This window comes from Bacteroides clarus (assembly GCF_015555825.1).
GTDB lineage: Bacteria > Bacteroidota > Bacteroidia > Bacteroidales > Bacteroidaceae > Bacteroides > Bacteroides clarus.
Window position 1 is genome coordinate 261,310 of the sequence record NZ_JADNLF010000003.1, and the last position, 20,151, is coordinate 281,460.

A 20,151-nucleotide genomic window follows, 5' to 3' on the forward strand; every position below is an offset into this window, starting at 1 on the left:
CTTAATACCGCCTTTCCAACATCACAGGACCATCCATATGCCCGTCCACGTACAGAACGCCGGACAGCCTGTTTCCTGAAACATATACATCATAGATTTCCAGCAGAGGATAGTCGTAACCATAATCCAGTCTTAAGATTCTGCCGTGCACATCCCAACGGAAAGGCAGGCTGAACATAACTTCTCCGTACGGATCATTGTAATATGCCTGTTCATCTCTTCCCAGACCGTTACCTTCAAAATAAAGTCCGCTTTCCAATGCAGAGTTATAATTATCGGCGAACCCCAAGTCTCCTAACCAGATGCCACCCACCAAAGTATCATAGATGTAGAAATCATCTCCATCGTCCGTTTCACATGAACTCAGTCCCAAGACTAAAGTACACAGAAACAATATATTTAAATATTTTCTCATTATCTTTTATTTCTAATTCCGGTTAGTCATAGACTTGGAGGCGGTCAACATTATGATTTCTCCATCCAATTTTCCGGAAAGGTAATGGTCGCGTACCCAAACATTCTCAAAGTACTTTATCTCACCGGCTCCGTAATTCAGAACAAGTCCCTCTCTCGAGTTATCTATCCACCGCCATGTGAAATCACTCTCCGTAGTCTTCATCTTACCGACTTCATAGACTATCAGCGTTTCTTTTCCGGAAAGAACTTCCTTGCCATTCTGCTTTCCCTTTGTGAATTCCAATATATGTCTGCATTCTCCCTCGTCGGTCGTATAATCTTCCATCCAAGCATCGCTGCATAACTTCTCATCGGTATTCTGTATGGTATAGTAGTTATCATCCCCGCAAGAAGCCAGCCCGATAGTCATTACGCATAACAACACTATCTTCACTAAGTTCAAAATCTTCATAATTATCAAGTTTAGTTAATATTTACGGGCAAACATACATAAAAATAATGAGATGCTTAATATTTAGACTGAAATTTCTTATAGAAGATAACGAATAAGATGAAACCTGTCAGCGCAAAAGGCACGCCTGCCAAAGCCGGATAACGGTATCCGCCACTAAGAGCCAGGCCACCTACGTATGCTCCGATGGCATTGCCCAGATTGAATGCCATTTGCACACAGGCGCCGCCCAGCATTTCCCCGCCGGGAGCTACGCGGATAATCAATACCTGTTCGGGGCTCGACACCGCAAACAGCCCCGCCGTACAAAGAGCCATCAATATGGCGGAGCACCACGGATTGGGCGACAGGAAAAACAGCATCAACAGCACAATGCAAATCATGCCCTGCACCACCATGCCAACCTTGCCCGGAGTATATTTATCGGAAAGCCGTCCGCTCACCAGATTACCGACCACCATACCAAATCCCGCCAGAACCATTAACGCCGTCACACTCTCGGGGCTGAAACCCGAAACGTTCGTCAGCAACGGCGTGATATAGCTATACCAGCAGAATACGCCGCCATTGCCCAAAGCCGTCGCCCCCAATATCAACCAGGGAGCGGGTGTCTTCAGGAAACGGAATTGTCCCTTGAATCCGGTATCTTTCAGCCCCTCTACCACAGGTACCCAGCGCCATATATAATAAAGAACTATCAAGCCCCAGCAACCCACCAGCAAGAATGTAACGCGCCACGAGAGCATGTGGCTCAAGGAAGTGCCCAGCGGAACGCCAAACAGATTGGCGACCGTCATACCCGCTATCATAATGGATACGGCTTCGGAACTTCTACCCTCGTCAGCCAGCTTACCCGCCACAATGGAAGCAACTCCGAAGTATGCCCCATGCGGCAAGCCCGAAATGAAACGCGCCGCCAGCAACGACCAATAATCGGGAGCCACCGCAGCCCCCAGATTTCCTACCAGCATCAAAGCCATCAATGCCAGCAGGATATGTTTCAACGGACGTTTACGCGCCAAAATCAACATGGGAGCACCGGCGCATACACCCAGCGCATAGGCGGAAATAAAATGTCCCGCAACGGGAATACTGATATTCAAATCAGCGGCAACATAGGGCAAAATGCCCATCATCGTAAATTCGGCGATACCCAATCCTAAGGTGCCGAACGCTAACGCAATAAGACTCTTCTTCATTTGAAAAAATACAACCTGTAAAACAAACTTTTTACCGCTGCAAAAGTAATGCATTGTACCGTTCCCGATTCTTTATTTTATAAAAAAGTAACTAAAAATTTGTCTCATACGAATGTAACCTATACTTTTGCACCCCGAATAAAGAACATGTCAACAAGAACTTCAACCATTCTGCCGGTCGGAGTTCGGATATATTCTTATTCACGGTTCAATAACAATTTGTATAACTAAAAGGTAAGAAGAAAATGAAAAAGTTTGTAATCTTATTATTTGTCGCAATGGCTGCTTTATCAGCAAAAGCACAAGTGTATGTTGGCGGAACAGTATCTTTATGGCACAACGACGATGTCGACGCAACGACTTTCACGCTGAATCCGGAAGTAGGATACAACCTGAATGAAAAATGGGCTGTCGGCGGTATATTGACATTCTCGCACAGCAAACTGGACGAAGGAAAATACAATGCTTTCGGCCTTGCTCCATACGCACGTTACTCTTATTATGAAAACAAGGTTGTCCGCCTGTTCATCGATGGCGGTCTGGGCTTCTCCACTCAAAAGGTGAAAGGCGCCGATGCCGTAAACGGTTTTGAAATTGGTTTCAAACCGGGCATCGCCATCAAACTGAACGACAAGTTCAGCGTACTTGCCAAATGCGGTTTCCTGGGTTACAGGGACGACTATATGAACGCCGGCAGCGGTTACGGTTTCAACCTCAAAAGCGAAGACCTCTCATTCGGTTTCCACTACGAATTCTAATCAATACAAACCGATGTATACGCAAAAGGGATGCTTTCCGAAGCATCCCTTTTTTATTATTCTCATAGAATAAGTACGGATTAGTTTCTAATTATTCAAACATTATAAATACTCACACTTAAATTATTCGTATTTTTGCACATCGTTTATAAAATATGCAATAATGAAGAAGTCCGTAAAAGGAGTCCGGTTTGCTCCTAAAAACTATTCCGACGAAGTAGAAGCCAAGATTCAACATTATAAAAGAGAAGGATATAAATTGCCGTCACGCCACTTGCTGCGCACAGAAGAGCAACTGGCCGGCATACGCGAAAGCGCAAAGATAAACACCGCATTGCTCGATTACATCTCTGAGAATATCCGTGAGGGAATGTCTACGGCAGAGATAGACCATCTGGTATACTGTTTCACGACCGACCACGATGCCATCCCCGCCCCTTTCCTGTACGAGGGCTTTCCCAAGAGCGTATGCGTCAGCATCAACGATGTGGTGTGTCATGGCATCCCCAGCACCAAAGAGTTCCTGCGCAGCGGAGATATTGTAAACGTGGATGTATCCACCATATATAAAGGATATTTCTCCGACGCATCGCGCATGTACATGATTGGTGACGTCCGTCCCGAGATGCAACGTCTGGTGCAGGTGACCAAAGAGTGCCGTGACATCGGCATACAGGCCGCACAGCCCTGGGCTCGATTGGGCGATGTGGGAGCCGCCATCCAGGAGCATGCCGAGAAGAACGGTTACAGCGTAGTGCGCGACCTTTGCGGACATGGCGTAGGCATCAAGTTCCACGAAGAACCGGACGTAGAGCACTTCGGCAAGCGCGGTACGGGCATGCTGATAGTACCGGGCATGACGTTCACCATCGAGCCGATGATTAACATGGGCACATACGAGGTCTTCATCGACGAAGCCGACGGCTGGACAGTATGCACCGACGACGGTCTGCCTTCCGCCCAATGGGAAAGCATGATTCTCATTACCGAAAACGGAAACGAGATACTGACGCAATAGGCATAAGCCCGCAGGCTGCAAGACATTCCCCGGTGTGGTACTCTCCGTACCAACCGTTGGTATTCCTCGTACCACGCTTTGGTATTGCTTGTACCAACCGTTGGTACGGCGGATACCACCCTTTGACACCGAATGTTCAGCCCATTGAAACTTTATTTCCCCATACGCAATTATGAATATCATACTATTACTCGTTGGAATTATCGCAGGAGCCGTCATCGGCTATCTGATGGCCGGCAGAAAAGCCGCCGCCCTAAAAACACAAGTAGAGGCCGCCGAAGCGCGTGAAGCGTTACTGAACCGCACTGCCGAAGAGCGTATCGCCCGCGAGCGCTCCGTTGCCGAAGAACGCTTGCAGGAAGCCGGCCGCCAAGCAGCGGAACGCCTTAGCACACAAGAACGGCTGTTTGCCGAACGCATTTCCGAACAGGCACGCGGCTTCAACGAACGCCTCGCCGAGCAGGAACGTTCCTTTGGCGAGCGCATCACCCAGCAGCAACGGCAATGGGAACAACGCCTCGCCGAACAGAAAGAAGAAGCCGAAGCCTTGCACAAGCGTATGAACACCGAGTTTGAGAACCTTTCAAACCGCATCTTCCAAAGCAAGACGGAAGATTTCACCAAGCTGAACGCCGAGCATCTGGGCAATCTTCTGCGCCCGCTGGACGAGAAGATAAAAGACTTCAAGGAAAAGGTGGAGCAAGTATACAGTACCGAAGCCAAAGAACGCTTCTCTCTGGGAGAACGCATCAAGGAACTGGTGGAACTGAACAACCGCCTCAGTGAAGACGCCAACAACCTGACACGCGCCTTGAAAGGCGATTCCAAGATGCAAGGCAACTGGGGTGAAATGATTCTGGAACGTCTGTTGCAAGCGTCCGGCCTGATTGAAGGCGAGCACTATTTCCGCCAGGAGTTCCTGAAAGACGAACGCGGCGAAGTGATTGTCAGCGAAGAAAGCGGCCAAAAGATGCAACCCGACATCCTCATCAAGTACCCCGATGAGCGCGAGATGATAATAGACTCCAAAGTCTCCCTCACCGCCTACGCCGCCTATACATCCGCCGAAGACCGCGAAGAACAGGCGCGCTGGCTCAAAGCGCATCTGCAGTCCGTCCGCAACCACATCGACGAGCTCAGCCGAAAAGACTATTCGCACTACGACATCAAGTCGCCGGATTTCGTCATGATGTTTATCCCCACAGAGGGCGCTTACCTGCTTGCCATACAAAGCGACGCCAACCTTTGGGAGTACGCCTACAACAAGAAAGTCGTACTGATGAACCCTACGAACCTCATCAGCGCCCTGCGTCTCTCGCTCGACCTGTGGAAGCGGGAAAACCAAGTGAAAAACGTGCAGGCCATCATCAAGCGCGGCACGGCCTTATACGAAAAGATTGTAGGTTTCACCGACACTTTCCTCACCCTTGGCGACCGCATGACAAGCCTGCAAAAAGACTACGACAAAGCGCTCAACCAACTGTCCGAAGGCAACGGCAGCGTAGTCCGTCAAGCGGAAATGCTGAAAGACATGAGCCTTACTCCGAAGAAACGCATCTCGGCAAGACTGCTGCCCAGAGAAGAGGCGCAAGAAGAAACAGAACAAGAAGACAAAGAATAAATCTAAAGACAAGACCTGTTATATTATGAGAATTTTAAAAGACCGTATTCTGAAAGACGGAAAATGCTATCCGGGAGGTATATTGAAAGTAGATAACTTCATCAATCATCAAATGGACCCGATTCTGATGAAATCCATCGGCGTGGAGTTCGTCAGACGCTTCGCTTCTACCAATATCAACAAGATTATCACCGTCGAGGCCAGCGGCATCGCCCCTGCCATTATGGTAGGCTATCTGCTGGAACTTCCCGTAGTGTTCGCCAAGAAAAAGAAGCCGAGCACCATGGACAATATGCTGATTACTTCCGTATACTCATTCACCAAACAACGTTCGTACGACGTATGCGTCAGCAAAGATTTCCTCACTCCCGGCGACCAGGTGCTTTTCATCGATGACTTCCTCGCCAACGGAAACGCCGCCAAAGGCATTATGGACTTGGCGAAGCAAGCCGGCGCGGAGCTGGTAGGCATGGGATTCATCATAGAGAAAGCCTTTCAGCACGGAGGCGACGAGCTGCGCAGCCAAGGTATTCATGTAGAATCTCTGGCCATCATCGAAAGCCTCGACAACTGCGAAATCAAAATCAGATAACCCGGAGCAATGGAAAAACAACAGGAAAACGGACTGATTTACGGCTTGAACGACAAGCCGCCCTTCAAGGAAGCCTTCTTTGCCGCGTTGCAACATCTGCTGGCCATATTCGTAGCCATCATCACCCCGCCGCTCATCATTGCGGGAGCGCTGAAGCTCGATACGGAAACAACCGGTTACCTGGTTTCCATGGCGCTGTTTGCATCCGGCATATCCACGTTTATCCAATGCCGCAGGTTCGGCGGGTTAGGTACCGGGCTGCTGTGCATTCAGGGAACCAGCTTCTCGTTCATCGGCCCCATCATTTCCGCCGGCATGGCGGGTGGGCTTCCGCTGATTTTCGGTTCCTGTATGGCGGCTTCAAGCGTGGAGATGCTGATAAGCCGGGTGCTGAAGTACACCAAGAAGATTATTACGCCGCTGATATCCGGCATTGTAGTTACCCTTATCGGCATGAGCCTGATAAAAGTGGGAATTACCGCTTGCGGCGGCGGAGCCATCGCACAAGCCGACGGCAGCTTCGGCAGTTTCCGCCATGTGGGGCTTGCCGCATTGGTTCTGTTGCTTATCATCGCCTTCAACCGGAGTTCCAACCGGTACCTGCGCATGAGCTCCATTGTCATCGGATTAGTAATAGGCTACATCGTGGCGTGGTGCATGGGGATTGTCGATTTCTCCTCAATACAAAGCTACGGCGGTTTCAATCTGCCGATGCCTTTCCGCTACGGGCTGGCTTTCGACTTATCCACCATTATCGCGTTGGGACTGATTTTTATGATTACCGCCATTGAGGCGTATGGCGACATTACAGCCAATTCCCTTATCTCCGGCGAACCGGTAGAAGGAGAAACATTCGTGAAACGCGCTTCGGGCGGCATCCTCGCCGACGGCTTCAACTCCATGCTGGCGGGTGCGCTCAATTCTTTCCCGAACTCCGTTTTTGCGCAAAACAACGGGATGATACAACTGACGGGGGTTGCCAGCCGGTATGTGGGATATTACATTGCGGCCTTTCTTGTACTGCTCGGCCTGTTTCCCGCCGTGGGACTGGTATTTTCGCTGATGCCCGAACCGGTATTGGGCGGCGCTACGCTGCTGATGTTCGGTACGGTAGCCGCAGCCGGTATCCGCATCATCGCGGCGCAAGAAATCAACCGAAAGGCTACTCTTGTCATGGCCGTCAGTTTCTCCCTCGGCTTGAGCGTGGAACTGGTTCCCGAGATACTGTGCCAACTGCCGGAAACGCTACGGAATATCTTCTCATCCGGCATCACGACGGGGGGAGTTACGGCAATTCTGGCAAATATGCTGATTCATATCAAGGAGTAAAGTCCGGGAGCGGGAACCCGCTCTTTCCGAAGCATATCTTCCTGAAATAAGCTACTTTGTTTTCGTGGTTTTCGGCAGCACCGTATTCAGCACCGCATATCCCAATACCCCGGCAAGCACCGTCCCTACAAGCACACCGAACTTCGCCTGATTCAGCAATTCCGGATATTCGCCCGCAAAGGAAAGATTGGCGATGAACAAAGATACGGTAAAGCCGATACCGCCCAACAAGGAAACACCGGCTATATTCTTCCAGTTCATACCCGCAGGCATCAAGGCCAAACCGCTCTTTATCGCCAGCCACGTAAGCAGATATATCCCCAGGAATTTACCTGACAGCAACCCTGCGGCCACAGCCACGCTCACATCTCCCACGATACTGCCGCTACCGCTGAAGACCACACCCGCATTGGCAAAGGCAAACAACGGCAGAATCACGAAGTTTACAGCTCCATGCAGATTGTCTTCCAACGACTGCAACGGACTGATAACATAATCGGACGCCTGCTCCACCTGCTTCAGCGTAGCAATCTGCGCATTGGTCAGCACGATATTATCTGATTTGGAAACCGGAAACTCCCCTATGACGTCACGGATGCGCTTGATATATTTACCCGCGTCCAAACGGGGACGCGCCGGTATCACAAACGCCAGTATCACGCCCGAGATTGTACTATGTATGCCCGATTGCAGGAACAAATACCAGATTATTATACCGAAGAACAGAAAGAATATCTTCTGCGTCACTCCAAACTTGCCCATGTAGTAGAGGAATACATACAGAACAGCCGCCACTATCAAATACCCGTATGCCACGTCAACACTATAAAACAGTGCGATAACCAATATCCCGCCAATATCGTCCACCACAGCGAACGCCGTCAGAAATACCTTCAGGCTCAACGGCACACGCTTACCCAGCAAGCTGAGCACTCCCAAAGAAAAAGCGATGTCCGTAGCCATAGGAATAGCCATGCCGCGCGTTTCGGGAGTACCGGAAACCACCAGAAGCGAGTAGATGACCACCGGAACCAGCATACCGCCGCATGCCGCGATAAAAGGCAAAGCCGCCTTTCGGACGGAAGACAGTTCGCCTACCAGCAATTCACGCTTTATCTCCAACCCCACTGCCAGAAAGAAAACAGTCATCAGGCAGTCGTTTATGAACTCTATCATCTTCAACGGATGCCCGCCGTGAGAGAGCAGATTGAAATTCCCGATGCGCAAATGAAGTTCCTGAAGCAGAAAGTCCTGGTATATCGGCGATAAAGACGAATTGGCCACGACAGCAGCCAGGATAGCGGTGAGAAATAAAAGAATACTCGCCACTATGTTCAGCGACGAAATGTTTTTCACGGTACGTAGAATAATCATAAGTATTTGATTGAAGGTTTCATCTTTCTTCGGGAAAGGAAGCGTAGCCGACATTTCATTCCGTCACACTTCCATAACTCAACAACGCCAGCTTCTTTACCCACAGAACAAAGATACCCGTTAAAATTAAATTAAGCACTGTGGTTAATACGGAAATTATCAATGCCGGGCCGCCCAAACTATATCCAAGAGCGATAAAGATTACCCCCGCCCCTACTTCACCGCGGGTAAACATACCGATAGAGAGCGCCAGACGCTCGCTGAACTTACGGTCTTTGTAAAAGAATACCGGAAACAGCTTACCGATATTAGACAATAACGACACTATCAGTACATGAAGCATAATCATTCCCCACGACATCATCTCCTGCGAACCCGTAACCGAGTGCTGTCCCAACGACGCCTCCGCAAAATCCACACCCAGAAACCGTGGCATGCTCATTCCAACCAGAAACATAAAGAGGAAAGAAATCCCCGTGGAAACTTTACGTTCCGCCGGTGTGTCATGCTCCTTGTGCTTCATCACCATTCCCAAGACGAAAGCGGGCAGCAATACCTCTATATGAATACTGCCTGCCTCACCATACAAATGCTTGCTGATGAGATATACAGCCTGCGTACACGCAAACACTACGGCCGAATATACCAGAATGGCTTTCCAATCCTGCCACCAGTCGTATTTTCCCAGTTGTTTCCAACCGAAAGAGAGCAAAAGAAATACAATGAAAACAATCACCAGAAGCTGCCAGCGCAGGCCGATCATCATAATCTGAAGCGGAATCATCAGAAGGATGGTATCCAAATCATCAAAGATAGCCAGCACTTGAATTTTCTTGTAAACCCAGCTTGTCTTTAAGCCGATGGCGGCCAGCATGGTAAACAAAATACCGGCGGAAGTGGGAGCCGCAAAACGGCTCAACAGGAGATTCTCTTTCCACGCTTCCCAACTATTCCAGTATTCGGGCGGAAGCAGGACAAAAACATAATAAATAGCAATCAGGAACCAAGGCATGGCGGCGGTAGCCATTGCAACGCCATAATCTTTCGCGTATGTCTGCCAACGTGATTTATCGACTTCAAACTCACGTCCCACATTAATCATTATAAAACTCAAGCAGACATAGAGCAATACATTCGATACGGCCTTTACCGCATTATAGTTTCCGCCCGCCCACACAGGGAGATATTGGGAAACGAACAGGCCTGCCATCAGGAAGGCCGAAAACGATAGAACTTTTCTCATTCGGTTTAAATTTAAAAGGGGTTGTCAAGATAGCCCTACGGAAAGAGAACAACCCCTGTGTCATATGAATTGTTTAGCAACTAATCCAATTTCAGCACAGCCAAGAACGCTTTCTGCGGCACTTCCACATTACCAATCTGTTTCATTCTTTTCTTACCCCGCTTCTGCTTTTCAAGCAATTTACGCTTACGGCTCACGTCACCGCCATAACACTTGGCCGTAACGTCCTTACGGACTGCCTTGATTGTTTCGCGGGAAATAATCTTGGCGCCGATAGCCGCCTGAATGGCAATGTCAAACTGCTGTCTCGGAATCAGGTCTTTCAACTTCTCGCACATACGGCGTCCCAGCTCGTACGCATTGTCAAAGTGCGTCAAGGTAGAGAGGGCATCCACCGGTTCGCCGTTCAGAAGGATATCCAGCTTCACCAGTTTGGACGGACGGAAACCGTTCGCGTGATAGTCGAAAGAGGCATATCCCTTGGAAATACTTTTCAGCTTGTCGTAAAAGTCGATAACGATTTCGCCCAACGGCATATCATAGTATATCTCCACACGGTTACCGGAAATATATTCCTGCTTCACCAGTTCGCCGCGCTTGCCCAGACAGAGTGTCATGATAGGGCCGATATAGTCTGTGGTGGTAATCACGGACGCACGGATATAGGGCTCTTCAATGCGGTCTATCAAAGTGGGATCGGGCATGCTGCCGGGATTGTGCACCTCGGTCATGTGTCCTTGCTTATCGTAGATATTGTAAGATACGTTCGGCACGGTGGTAATCACATTCATATCGAATTCGCGGTCCAGACGTTCCTGTACAATCTCCATGTGAAGCAATCCCAGGAATCCGCAACGGAAACCGAAGCCCAGCGCCAATGAAGATTCGGGCTGGAAAGTCAGCGAAGCGTCATTCAGCTGCAACTTCTCCAATGATGAGCGCAAGTCCTCAAAGTCTTCCGCCTCAATGGGATATACACCGGCAAATACCATCGGCTTCACTTCCTCGAAACCGGCAATAGCTTCCTTGCACGGACGGGCTATGTGCGTAATCGTATCGCCCACCTTTACCTCTTTGGAAGTCTTGATACCCGAGATAATATAGCCTACGTCGCCCGTACGCAATTCCTGACGGGCAACCATATCCATCTTCAGCACACCGATTTCATCCGCATCGTACTCCTTGCCCGTATTGAAGAATTTCACTTTGTCTCCTTTACGTATCACACCGTTCACAATCTTGAAATAAGCGATGATACCGCGGAAAGAATTGAATACGGAGTCGAATATCAAAGCCTGCAGAGGCGCTTCTTCATCGCCTTCGGGATGAGGAATACGCTCGACGACTGCCGCAAGGATTTCCTCGACGCCCATTCCCGTCTTACCGGAAGCGCGGATTATCTCTTCACGCTTGCAACCGAGCAGTTCCACGATTTCATCCTCTACCTCTTCGGGCATGGCGCTCGCCATATCGCATTTGTTGATAACCGGAATAATTTCCAAGTCATGCTCAATAGCCATATACAGGTTGGAGATGGTCTGCGCCTGCACGCCCTGTGAAGCGTCCACTATGAGCAACGCACCTTCGCAGGCGGCAATGGAGCGGGACACCTCGTAGGAAAAGTCCACGTGCCCCGGAGTGTCAATCAGGTTCAGAACATACTTCTCGCCTTTGTACATATACTCCATCTGGATAGCATGGCTTTTGATGGTGATACCTCTCTCCTTTTCCAAATCCATATCATCCAGCATCTGGCCTTCGGTTACTTGGATAGTATTGGTGAACTCCAACAGACGGTCGGCCAAAGTTGATTTACCGTGATCGATATGAGCGATGATACAAAAGTTACGTATATTCTTTTTCATTTGTTTCTAAAATTTTGGTGCGCAAAGATACAAAAAGGAGAAGACAAAAAAAAATGCGTTGATAACATATCAAATGTATCAACGCATTTTTTATAACATTCTAATCTCTTTCTTAGTTCAGCTTTACAAACAGTTCGCCTTCAACTTCTTGAGTAGAAATTTTGTCTTCTCTCAATAACCAGCCAAGACCCAAGAACAAATCCTTATCTACCAATTTTGTAGCTTTCTTGATTTGTTTAGCAGTTAAACCTTCAGTTTCATTCAGTGCGCTCCAAATTTTTCCTGCAGTTTCACCAGCTTTTTCTTTTAACATTTTCTCTTTGTTTTTAGTTAGACATGCTTAAAAATCCGCTTCCCAAAACGGAATAATCAGATTTTATTTCGGCGGCAAAGATAGTTATTTTTATGTTACATAACACATTAACTCTCTTTTTTTTCGCTTATCTGTCATAAAAAACGGCTGTTGCCGGCTTATTTCCGCTGTTTTTCCAAGTACTCAGCCCATATCGTCGCGGCTTCTTCCACCATTTTCGCGCAAGGACGTTTGGCATAGTATTGCTCCGTACGGGCTTCGGGAACGGAAGAGCCTTCGGGCTTCTTCAGTCCCAGCAACTCGGCGCAAATCATCGAGCCGTTACGTTTCTTGAATTCTTCCGCAAGTGCCTGCACCAGCGCATAATTAGCGGCTTTGCCCTCACGGTCTTTACCGTCGACGGCGCCTTTTTCCAGCCCCGCCAACAAAAACATGCCGCAGGCAGCGCCGCAAGTCTGACGCATCCGCCCTATACCGCCGCCAAAAGAGGCGGACATGCGCAAAGCCTGTTCTTCCGTAAAACCGTACATGTCGGCAAAGGCGGCTACCACCGATTGCGAACAGTTATAACCGCTCTTGAACAGCTCAACGGCTTTCTCTATTCTGTCTTTCATCATCGTCTTTTAATCTGCAATTTCCAACATCATAGGACAATGGTCCGAATGTACCGCATCGTTCAGAATGCGCGCTTCTTTCAGCATCGGACGTACCGGCTCGTTCACCATGCAATAATCTATACGCCAGCCTTTATTCTTCGCCCGCGAGTTGAAACGGTAACTCCACCAAGTATATTCCTGCTTGTCGGGATGCAACAGACGGAAAGTATCTATGAAGCCCGCATTCAGAAAACGGGTCATCCACTCTCTTTCTTCCGGCAGGAAACCGCTGTTTGTAGCATTGCGGACAGGGTCGTGAATGTCTATCGCTTCATGACAGATATTATAATCTCCGCAAAGAATCAGCTTCGGACGGGTGCGCTGCAACTCCACCACATATTGCTGAAACTTTTCCAACCATACCATTTTAAAAGCCTGGCGCTCATCGCCGCTTGTTCCCGAAGGATGATAAACACTCACAATGGACAGGTCTCCGTAATCGGCGCGGATAAAACGGCCTTCATTATCGTACTCTTCAATACCCATACCATATTCCACATGATCCGGTTCGCGTTTCGTCAGAATGGCTACTCCGCTATACCCTTTCTTTCGGGCGGAATACAGGTAATGCTTGTATCCCGATGCATCCAACGCTTCCGCCGGATACTGCTCCGGCTGCAATTTGGTTTCCTGCAGACACAGCACGTCCGGTTGTTCATTTGCCAGCCATCCGGGAAAACCTTTGGTTACGGCAGCGCGCAAACCATTTACGTTGTAGGTTATAATCTTCATGTCTGTATGTTTTTAAGTTTATCTATTCGGCTTCCTTATGCTGTTTCTCCCACTCCAGCAGTCGGACTTTACGCTCCAGCCCCCAATGGTAACCGCCGAGAGCTCCGTCCGTACGCAGCACCCGGTGACAGGGAATCAATACCGAAACCGGATTCTCGCCGATGGCGGAGCCTACTGCCCGGAAAGCCTTGGGAGTTTGCAGCGCGGCGGCAATGTCCTTGTAGGTGGTTGTTTCGCCGAACGGGATGTTCAACAGCTCTTTCCACACGCGCAACTGAAATTCGGTTCCCTTCAAATGCAAAGGTACCGTTTCCACGTTTTCCTCATCCGCGGATAAAGCAGCCAATGCCTTGCGCTGGTACTCGTCCGTACGTTCCTCAAAGTGAGCTCCGGGAAACCTGCTGACCATTTCAATCAATGAAACATCTCTGTTTCCGGTTACAAATGCCATATAGCATACACCTTTGGGCGTAGATGCAACCAACATTTCTCCCAGAAATGTCTCTGCAAAAGAATATTCCACGGTCACTCCCGGGAGTTTATGGGCATATCCGCCATCGGCCAACTGTTCGATTGTCACGAACTTTTCATTTAATAAGTGACGTTTCATTATAAACTTGATATTAATAACATAATGTTTAATACTGTCACAATAGCAGCAATCGTATAGAGCACGAACGTACTCCATTTGCTGTTTACATATTGTCCCATTACTTTACGGGACGAGGTAAGGCTCACTTGCAGGAACACGGTAAACGGCAACTGGACACTCAATATCATCTGTGAAATCAGCAGCCCTTTGAACGGGTCTCCGATAAAGCAAATCAATAGCAATGCGATACCCAAGGAAAGAATTACTCCCACCTGCGAATGGCTGTCCTTAATGTGATACGACTCGCCGAATATACCGGCAAAAATAGAGCCTGCCGCCATACCGCTCGTAATAGTCGAAGAGATACCCGCCATCAGCAATGCCAGCGCAAACACCACGCCGGCGCTGCTTCCCAACAGCGGGTCCAACAGTGATTTTGCCTGTTGCAATTCTTCCACCTGAATCCCGCTCTTAAAGAAAGTGGCGGCTGCCAGCAATATCATCGCGCTGTTAATGGCCCATCCCACAATCATGGAAAACAGCGTGTCGAACAGTTCATACTTCAATACCTTACGGATGGAAGCATCGTCCTGCTTGTTGTACTCATGGCTCTGTATCACTTCCGAATGGAGAAACAGATTATGAGGCATCACCACAGCGCCGAGCACACTCATGATAATAAGCATGCTTCCTTCGGGAAACGAAGGGGTCACCCAGCCTTGCGCGGCCACAGGCCAATCAATCCTGACAAGGAAAAGTTCGTAGATGAACGAAAGCCCTATAACGGACACGAACGCGATGATAGCCCTTTCAATCTTCTTATAGGAATTGGTGAAAAGCATTACCGATACAAAAACCGTAGTCAGTACCGAGCCCCATATAATCGGAATATCCAGCAACATTTGCAGCGCAATGGCTCCGCCTAATATTTCGGCCAGCGAAGTAGATATGGATGCCAGCACAGCCGTCCCCAATATGGGGCGCGACACCCATTTGGGAGTGTATTGCGTGGCAGCTTCCGACAAGCACAATCCGGTTACGATGCCCAAGTGCGCCACATTATGCTGCAAAATTATCAGCATAACGGTGGAAAGCGTCACTACCCACAACAACGAATAGCCGAATTCAGAACCCGCCGCAAAGTTCGACGCCCAGTTTCCCGGGTCGATAAAACCGACCGTAACCAATAGCCCCGGACCGATATATTTGAATACATCCAAACCACCCAGATAGCGTTTGTGGTCTTTCCGTTGTAAATCTTTAAAAATATTCTTCATTGTGTTGTTCTTATTTTGAGGGTGTAAAAGTACTCAAATAAAAAAAACAAATACACTATAACTTGGTTCAAAAGCAAAAAGGACGTGCCAAAACGAATTTCAGCTATCACAGTTTTGCACACTCTCTTCTTCACTCCGTTCAGACTATACATCAATGTAAAAATCAGAAGATGTTTTGAGCGAAGCTAATGACAAAACAATACTTGAAATTCGTTTTGACACACCCTCTTTTAAAATTCCCCCTTTTTAAATCAGAGCAGGGTTAATATCCCATTTCGTGCAATGCTTTACACAACTGGTCCGGACAAGAAGTCGGACGTCCGCCGCAGCGGATACCTTCCAGACGGGAAATCACCTCTTTTACCTGCATCCCGGCAACCAAACGGGACAAGCCTTGCAAATTGCCGTTACAGCCACCCCAGAACACGATGTCCTTTACGATTCCGTCTTCTACCTCAAGCTCGATATTGCTACTGCACGTACCTTTCGTCTTGTAAGTATAAGTCATTATTCTTCGCTTTCTTCCGGCTTCATATTGGTATAAACCGTCTGTACGTCGTCAAACTCTTCCAGACGTTCCACCATTTTGTCGATAGTTTCACGATGTTCCGGCTCAACATCCTTCAGGTCATTCGCGATGTAGGTAAACTCACCGCCGACATCTTCAAAACCGCCTTCTTCCAAGTGTTTCTGGATAGCCGCATAACTTTTCGGATCACCGTAGATAGTGATTGTGCCTTCTTCTTCATCCTCTTCATAATCTTCGTCAATGTCGAAGTCAATCATATCGAGAATGAATTCTTCCATATCCATGCCGTCTTTCTTCTTGAAAGTGAACACGCATTTATGGTCGAACAGGAAGGCCAATGAGCCCATTGTACCCAGGTTTCCGCCAAACTTGTTGAATACGCTGCGCACATCCGCTACCGTACGGGTAGGATTGTCGGTCAAAGTATCAACAAATACGGCTACGCCATGAGGACCGTATCCTTCATAAGTCATGCTCTTGTAGTCGCTCTGGTCTTTACCCATCGCATTTTTGATAGCACGTTCAATGTTATCCTTCGGCATGTTTTCACGCTTGCAAGTAGCGATAACGGAACGCAATGTCGGATTGTTTTCCGGTTCGGGTCCGCCGGCTTTCACTGCAATAGCAATTTGTTTACCCAGTCTTGTAAAGGTCTTAGCCATGTGACCCCATCTTTTTAATTTGGCAGCTTTTCTATATTCAAACGCTCTTCCCATTGGAACTAAATATTTATGAGTTATAAGTTATGAGTTATATGAGAATGTGTAAAAACAGACTTATTTATTTCTTTTAGGCACGGATTTCACGGAATCACACGGATTTTCATGTATGTTTTCCGTAAAATCCGTGCCTAAAAAAGTTTTACACATCTTTATTCCCTTTTTTAACGAAGTTTCGCCCCCAGCTTGTCTTCCAGATTTCTCACCAGCTTGGACATGATTTTATCAATCATTTTATCGTTCAACGTCTGGTTTTCGTCCTGCAACAAGAAACTTACGGCGTAGGATTTCTTTCCGGCTTCCAGATTCTTGCCTTCATAGACATCAAAGAGAGACACTTCCTTCAACAATTTCTTCTCTGTTTCATAGGCAATCTTCTCGATTTCCGCAAACTGCACCTTCTTGTCGAGCAGCAGGGCGAGATCGCGTTTCACAGCCGGGAATTTGGAAATCTCGGTATAGTTTACTTTCACGTTTTTGACGGCTTTCATCAGCTCTTTCCAATTCAGGTCGGCATAGTACACCTCGTTGTCGATGTCAAACGCTTTCAGGAGCTTTCTTGTCACCACACCGAAAGTAGCCAGACGCTTACCGCCTCTTGTCTGTACGGACAAGGCCGCAGCATAAATGTCGTCCGTAAGATTGCCGACTACCAAATCGTGCATCTGCAATCCGAGACGGGCGAATATATTTTCAACATACGCCTTCAGTTCGTATACGGAGCTATCCTCGTCTTGGTGCGCCCATGAATTGGAAACTCTCTTGCCGGTAACCCACAAGCCCAGATGATAATCTTCCGAGTAAGGAGCAAGCGCCTTTTCAGGATTGCGCTTCTCTTCGTTGAAGTAATAGCAATTACCGAATTCAAAGAATCTCAAATCGGCGTTCTTGCGGTTGGCATTGTGAGAGATGCTCTCCAGTCCGCCAAAGAGCAAAGACTGGCGCATGGCGTTCAAGTCCGCGCTAAGCGGGTTCATCAGCATTACGAGGTTTTTAGCGGGATAAGATTCCAATCCGTCATAATATGCGGCGCGTGTCAGCGAGTTATTCAAAATCTCATTGAAACCGCAGCCTACCAATTGCTCGGCAATCAAATTCTGCAATCTGTTGGACTTGTCCCATTCGCCTTTCGTTGTCAGGCTGGACTTCAAAGCCGTAGGAATCTCCACATTATTATATCCGTAAATACGGAGAATATCTTCTATTACATCGCAGTCGCGCTGTACATCCACACGGTAAGGCGGAACGTCCAGCGTCAGTCCCTCGGCCGTTTCACCGACAATCTTCATTTCCAGACTTGTCACGATACTCTTTATGGTTTCTACCGGAATAACCTTGCCAATCAGCGAATGTACCTTCTCATAAGAAAGTTCCACTCTGAAATCTTGGGCAGGAGCAGCGCATACATCCTTTATATCGGAAGATATGGTACCGCCGGCAAGTTCCTTCACCATCAATGCCGCCAGTTTCAGGCAGTAAAGGGTGGCATTCGGGTCGATACCTCTTTCAAAGCGGAAAGAAGCATCCGTATTCAAGCCATGACGACGGGCGGTCTTGCGCACCCAGGTAGGATGAAAATAAGCGCTTTCAAGGAATACATCTTTCGTAGTTTCCGTAGAACCGGAATCCAATCCGCCGAATACTCCGGCAATACACATGGCCTCTTCCCGGTTGCAAATCATCAAGTCGCGTTCGCTCAATTTGCGTTCCACACCGTCCAAAGTAACAAAGGGAGTACCTTCGGGCATGGTCTTTACGAGCACCTCACCGCCTTTAATCTTGTCGGCATCGAAGCAATGAAGCGGCTGGCCGAACGCATGAACGATGTAGTTCGTAATGTCCACCACATTGTTAATAGGACGTAGGCCGATGATACGGAGCTTGTTTTGCAACCATTCCGGGCTCTCCTTTACGGTTACGCCTTTTACGGTTACTCCGGCATAACGCGGACAAGCCTCGCCGTTTTCCACCGTAACCTTGATGTCCAAGTCGTGGTTCTCAACGGCAAAAGCGTCCACAGACGGCTTCTTCAAAGAAGCCGGCAGGCCGTTCTGTACCAGATAAGCGTACAAATCGCGAGCCACACCGTAGTGTGAGCACGCATCGGCACGGTTGGGAGTAATATCCACTTCCAGCACGTAATCGCTCTTGATGTTATAATAATCCTTGGCAAGCGTACCCGGCACAGCCGTTTCCGGCAATACGATGATACCCGCATGGTCTGTACCGATACCTATTTCATCTTCCGCGCAAATCATACCGTTGGACTCTACGCCGCGGAGCTTTGATTTCTTGATTGTAAAACATTCATCACCATCGTAAAGTTTCGCACCCAAAGTAGCTACTACCACTTTCTGTCCGACAGCCACGTTAGGCGCACCGCATACAATCTGCACAGGTTCGCCCTGTCCCAGATTTACGGTAGTGATGTGCATGTGGTCTGAATTAGGATGAGCTTCGCATGTCAGCACTTCTCCGATGACCAGACCTTCCAGTCCACCTTTAATGGTTTGCACCTCTTCTACGCTTCCTGTTTCCAATCCAATGGAAGTCAGCGCAGCGGCGACTTCATCCGGTGTCAAATCGAAATCGACATACTCTTTCAACCAATTATAAGAGATATTCATATCATTATTTTTTTATTGTTTCCAAAAGTGACCCGCAAAGTTAATAAGATTTTTTGGTTGGCAGGGAATTATCAGAGAAGAAAATAAAACAAAAACAGCCGGAACCGCTAAACAAAGCAATTCCGGCTGCGCCTAAAACAAAATAACCGCTGTTACCTGTCGTTTATCAAGCCTCTTTTTCTGCAAATGGCGATGGGCGCTCCAAGCTCTTCCCGCTCCGCCACCTCGATATATCCGTCTTGTTCCAGCTCAAACAGTGCGGGATATACCCGCAACTTGTCGGCGCCGGAATTGCGGATAATATCATCCACAGCCACCATCCCATCCGAGGCGTCTATATAATCTCTGATTTTTCGCGTGTCAAGTGCTTTGTAATCCATAGTCATAAATTTATCCTTTCATTTTTTACTGTAATGATACGATTTAAAGTTTACTTACTATTCTATGTAGCCATTTCCGCAACAACATATCATTAGTGACTCTGCTACACGCACTGAAACTATTTTTCTATAAGCTTTGATAATGGAGTATCATGGCTTGAACTTAATAAAAGAATGTTTTTGCTTTAATGCAGTGAAGGAATATGGGAAGCTTAAAAAAGGCTCCCTAGTTTTATGAGGTTTTCTGTTATTTAATGAGAAAGCTAATCACAAGATTTTGTAAATGGTGTGATTCTTAACAACCGTCTTACATTACTATTTTAATTTTTCAACTATTATTTGATAATAATTATGATTTTACTTATAAAAATGCATATTATTTCACCATATGAGGCTGAATAATCCAACCGTCTCCCAAATACAGAAAAGTTCCCAATAAGGCAACAAAAGATATAATCC

At 47.8% G+C, this 20,151-nt stretch carries 20 protein-coding genes; 5 read left to right on the plus strand and 15 right to left on the minus strand.

The features are described from left to right. Position 1: 1 nt before the first annotated feature. From I2F54_RS05195 to araJ, 3 genes are read right to left on the minus strand one after another with little or no spacing between them, the layout of a single operon-like run. A complete protein-coding gene (locus I2F54_RS05195) occupies positions 2 to 415 on the minus strand; it encodes a hypothetical protein (protein ID WP_022218176.1) in 414 nt (137 codons plus the stop codon). Positions 416 to 427: 12 nt separating this feature from the next. Further along, positions 428 to 868, minus strand: a complete 441-nt coding sequence (locus tag I2F54_RS05200; RefSeq protein WP_022218175.1) for a hypothetical protein — start codon at positions 866 to 868, stop codon at positions 428 to 430. Between the two features lie 56 nt (positions 869 to 924). Continuing rightward, on the minus strand, positions 925 to 2,067 hold the full coding sequence (araJ, locus tag I2F54_RS05205) for an MFS transporter AraJ (RefSeq protein ID WP_087425989.1): 1,143 nt from the start codon (positions 2,065 to 2,067) through the stop codon (positions 925 to 927). Between the two features lie 245 nt (positions 2,068 to 2,312). On the opposite strand from araJ, the gene I2F54_RS05210 reads away from it, so the two are divergent. The 5 genes from I2F54_RS05210 to I2F54_RS05230 all read left to right on the plus strand — a co-directional run bounded on the left by I2F54_RS05210 (position 2,313) and on the right by I2F54_RS05230 (position 7,385). After that, positions 2,313 to 2,825 carry an outer membrane beta-barrel protein gene (locus I2F54_RS05210; protein ID WP_022218173.1) on the plus strand — a complete coding sequence of 171 codons (513 nt, stop codon included), beginning with the start codon at positions 2,313 to 2,315 and terminating at the stop codon, positions 2,823 to 2,825. Between the two features lie 163 nt (positions 2,826 to 2,988). Next, positions 2,989 to 3,843 (plus strand): type I methionyl aminopeptidase, encoded by an 855-nt coding sequence (gene map / locus I2F54_RS05215; protein WP_009121135.1) that lies wholly within the window; start codon positions 2,989 to 2,991, stop codon positions 3,841 to 3,843. Positions 3,844 to 4,015: 172 nt separating this feature from the next. After that, the gene (locus I2F54_RS05220) at positions 4,016 to 5,464 is read left to right on the plus strand and encodes a DNA recombination protein RmuC (RefSeq protein WP_195500650.1); all 1,449 of its coding nucleotides are present in this window, start codon (positions 4,016 to 4,018) and stop codon (positions 5,462 to 5,464) included. A gap of 25 nt (positions 5,465 to 5,489) precedes the next feature. Continuing rightward, the gene (gene xpt / locus I2F54_RS05225; RefSeq protein ID WP_195500651.1) at positions 5,490 to 6,056 is read left to right on the plus strand and encodes a xanthine phosphoribosyltransferase; all 567 of its coding nucleotides are present in this window, start codon (positions 5,490 to 5,492) and stop codon (positions 6,054 to 6,056) included. 9 nt (positions 6,057 to 6,065) lie between these two features. Further along, on the plus strand, positions 6,066 to 7,385 hold the full coding sequence (locus I2F54_RS05230; protein ID WP_009121138.1) for a nucleobase:cation symporter-2 family protein: 1,320 nt from the start codon (positions 6,066 to 6,068) through the stop codon (positions 7,383 to 7,385). Between the two features lie 51 nt (positions 7,386 to 7,436). Here I2F54_RS05230 and nhaA read toward each other — a convergent pair whose 3' ends face one another. The 12 genes from nhaA to I2F54_RS05290 all read right to left on the minus strand — a co-directional run bounded on the left by nhaA (position 7,437) and on the right by I2F54_RS05290 (position 19,698). After that, positions 7,437 to 8,759: a Na+/H+ antiporter NhaA gene (nhaA, locus tag I2F54_RS05235; RefSeq protein WP_195500652.1), complete on the minus strand. Its 1,323-nt coding sequence runs from the start codon at positions 8,757 to 8,759 to the stop codon at positions 7,437 to 7,439. Between the two features lie 55 nt (positions 8,760 to 8,814). Next, complete coding sequence (locus I2F54_RS05240; RefSeq protein WP_195500653.1) at positions 8,815 to 10,002, minus strand: cation:proton antiporter; 1,188 nt, start codon at positions 10,000 to 10,002, stop codon at positions 8,815 to 8,817. Positions 10,003 to 10,082: 80 nt separating this feature from the next. Then, a complete protein-coding gene (lepA, locus tag I2F54_RS05245; RefSeq protein ID WP_022218169.1) occupies positions 10,083 to 11,867 on the minus strand; it encodes a translation elongation factor 4 in 1,785 nt (594 codons plus the stop codon). Positions 11,868 to 11,979: 112 nt separating this feature from the next. Beyond that, positions 11,980 to 12,180, minus strand: a complete 201-nt coding sequence (locus I2F54_RS05250) for a winged helix-turn-helix domain-containing protein (protein WP_009121142.1) — start codon at positions 12,178 to 12,180, stop codon at positions 11,980 to 11,982. Positions 12,181 to 12,338: 158 nt separating this feature from the next. Beyond that, the gene (locus tag I2F54_RS05255) at positions 12,339 to 12,797 is read right to left on the minus strand and encodes a C-GCAxxG-C-C family protein (RefSeq protein ID WP_009121143.1); all 459 of its coding nucleotides are present in this window, start codon (positions 12,795 to 12,797) and stop codon (positions 12,339 to 12,341) included. A gap of 6 nt (positions 12,798 to 12,803) precedes the next feature. Beyond that, on the minus strand, positions 12,804 to 13,568 hold the full coding sequence (locus I2F54_RS05260; RefSeq protein WP_195500654.1) for an exodeoxyribonuclease III: 765 nt from the start codon (positions 13,566 to 13,568) through the stop codon (positions 12,804 to 12,806). A 22-nt stretch (positions 13,569 to 13,590) separates the two neighbouring features. Further along, positions 13,591 to 14,178, minus strand: coding sequence for a methylated-DNA--[protein]-cysteine S-methyltransferase (locus I2F54_RS05265; protein ID WP_087411862.1), 588 nt, complete (start codon positions 14,176 to 14,178; stop codon positions 13,591 to 13,593). Then, on the minus strand, positions 14,178 to 15,437 hold the full coding sequence (locus I2F54_RS05270) for an Nramp family divalent metal transporter (protein ID WP_009121146.1): 1,260 nt from the start codon (positions 15,435 to 15,437) through the stop codon (positions 14,178 to 14,180). Before I2F54_RS05270 ends, I2F54_RS05265 begins: the two co-directional genes overlap by 1 nt. Positions 15,438 to 15,699: 262 nt before the next feature. Further along, entirely contained in the window at positions 15,700 to 15,945 is a 246-nt protein-coding gene (locus I2F54_RS05275) for a TIGR03905 family TSCPD domain-containing protein (RefSeq protein WP_195500655.1), read from the minus strand. Then, the gene (locus tag I2F54_RS05280; RefSeq protein ID WP_009121148.1) at positions 15,945 to 16,682 is read right to left on the minus strand and encodes a YebC/PmpR family DNA-binding transcriptional regulator; all 738 of its coding nucleotides are present in this window, start codon (positions 16,680 to 16,682) and stop codon (positions 15,945 to 15,947) included. The genes I2F54_RS05275 and I2F54_RS05280 overlap by 1 nt, the downstream gene beginning before the upstream one ends. A 167-nt stretch (positions 16,683 to 16,849) precedes the next feature. Continuing rightward, positions 16,850 to 19,312, minus strand: a complete 2,463-nt coding sequence (pheT, locus tag I2F54_RS05285) for a phenylalanine--tRNA ligase subunit beta (protein WP_195500656.1) — start codon at positions 19,310 to 19,312, stop codon at positions 16,850 to 16,852. Between the two features lie 152 nt (positions 19,313 to 19,464). Beyond that, a complete protein-coding gene (locus I2F54_RS05290; protein ID WP_195500657.1) occupies positions 19,465 to 19,698 on the minus strand; it encodes a hypothetical protein in 234 nt (77 codons plus the stop codon). Positions 19,699 to 20,151 lie beyond the last annotated feature (453 nt).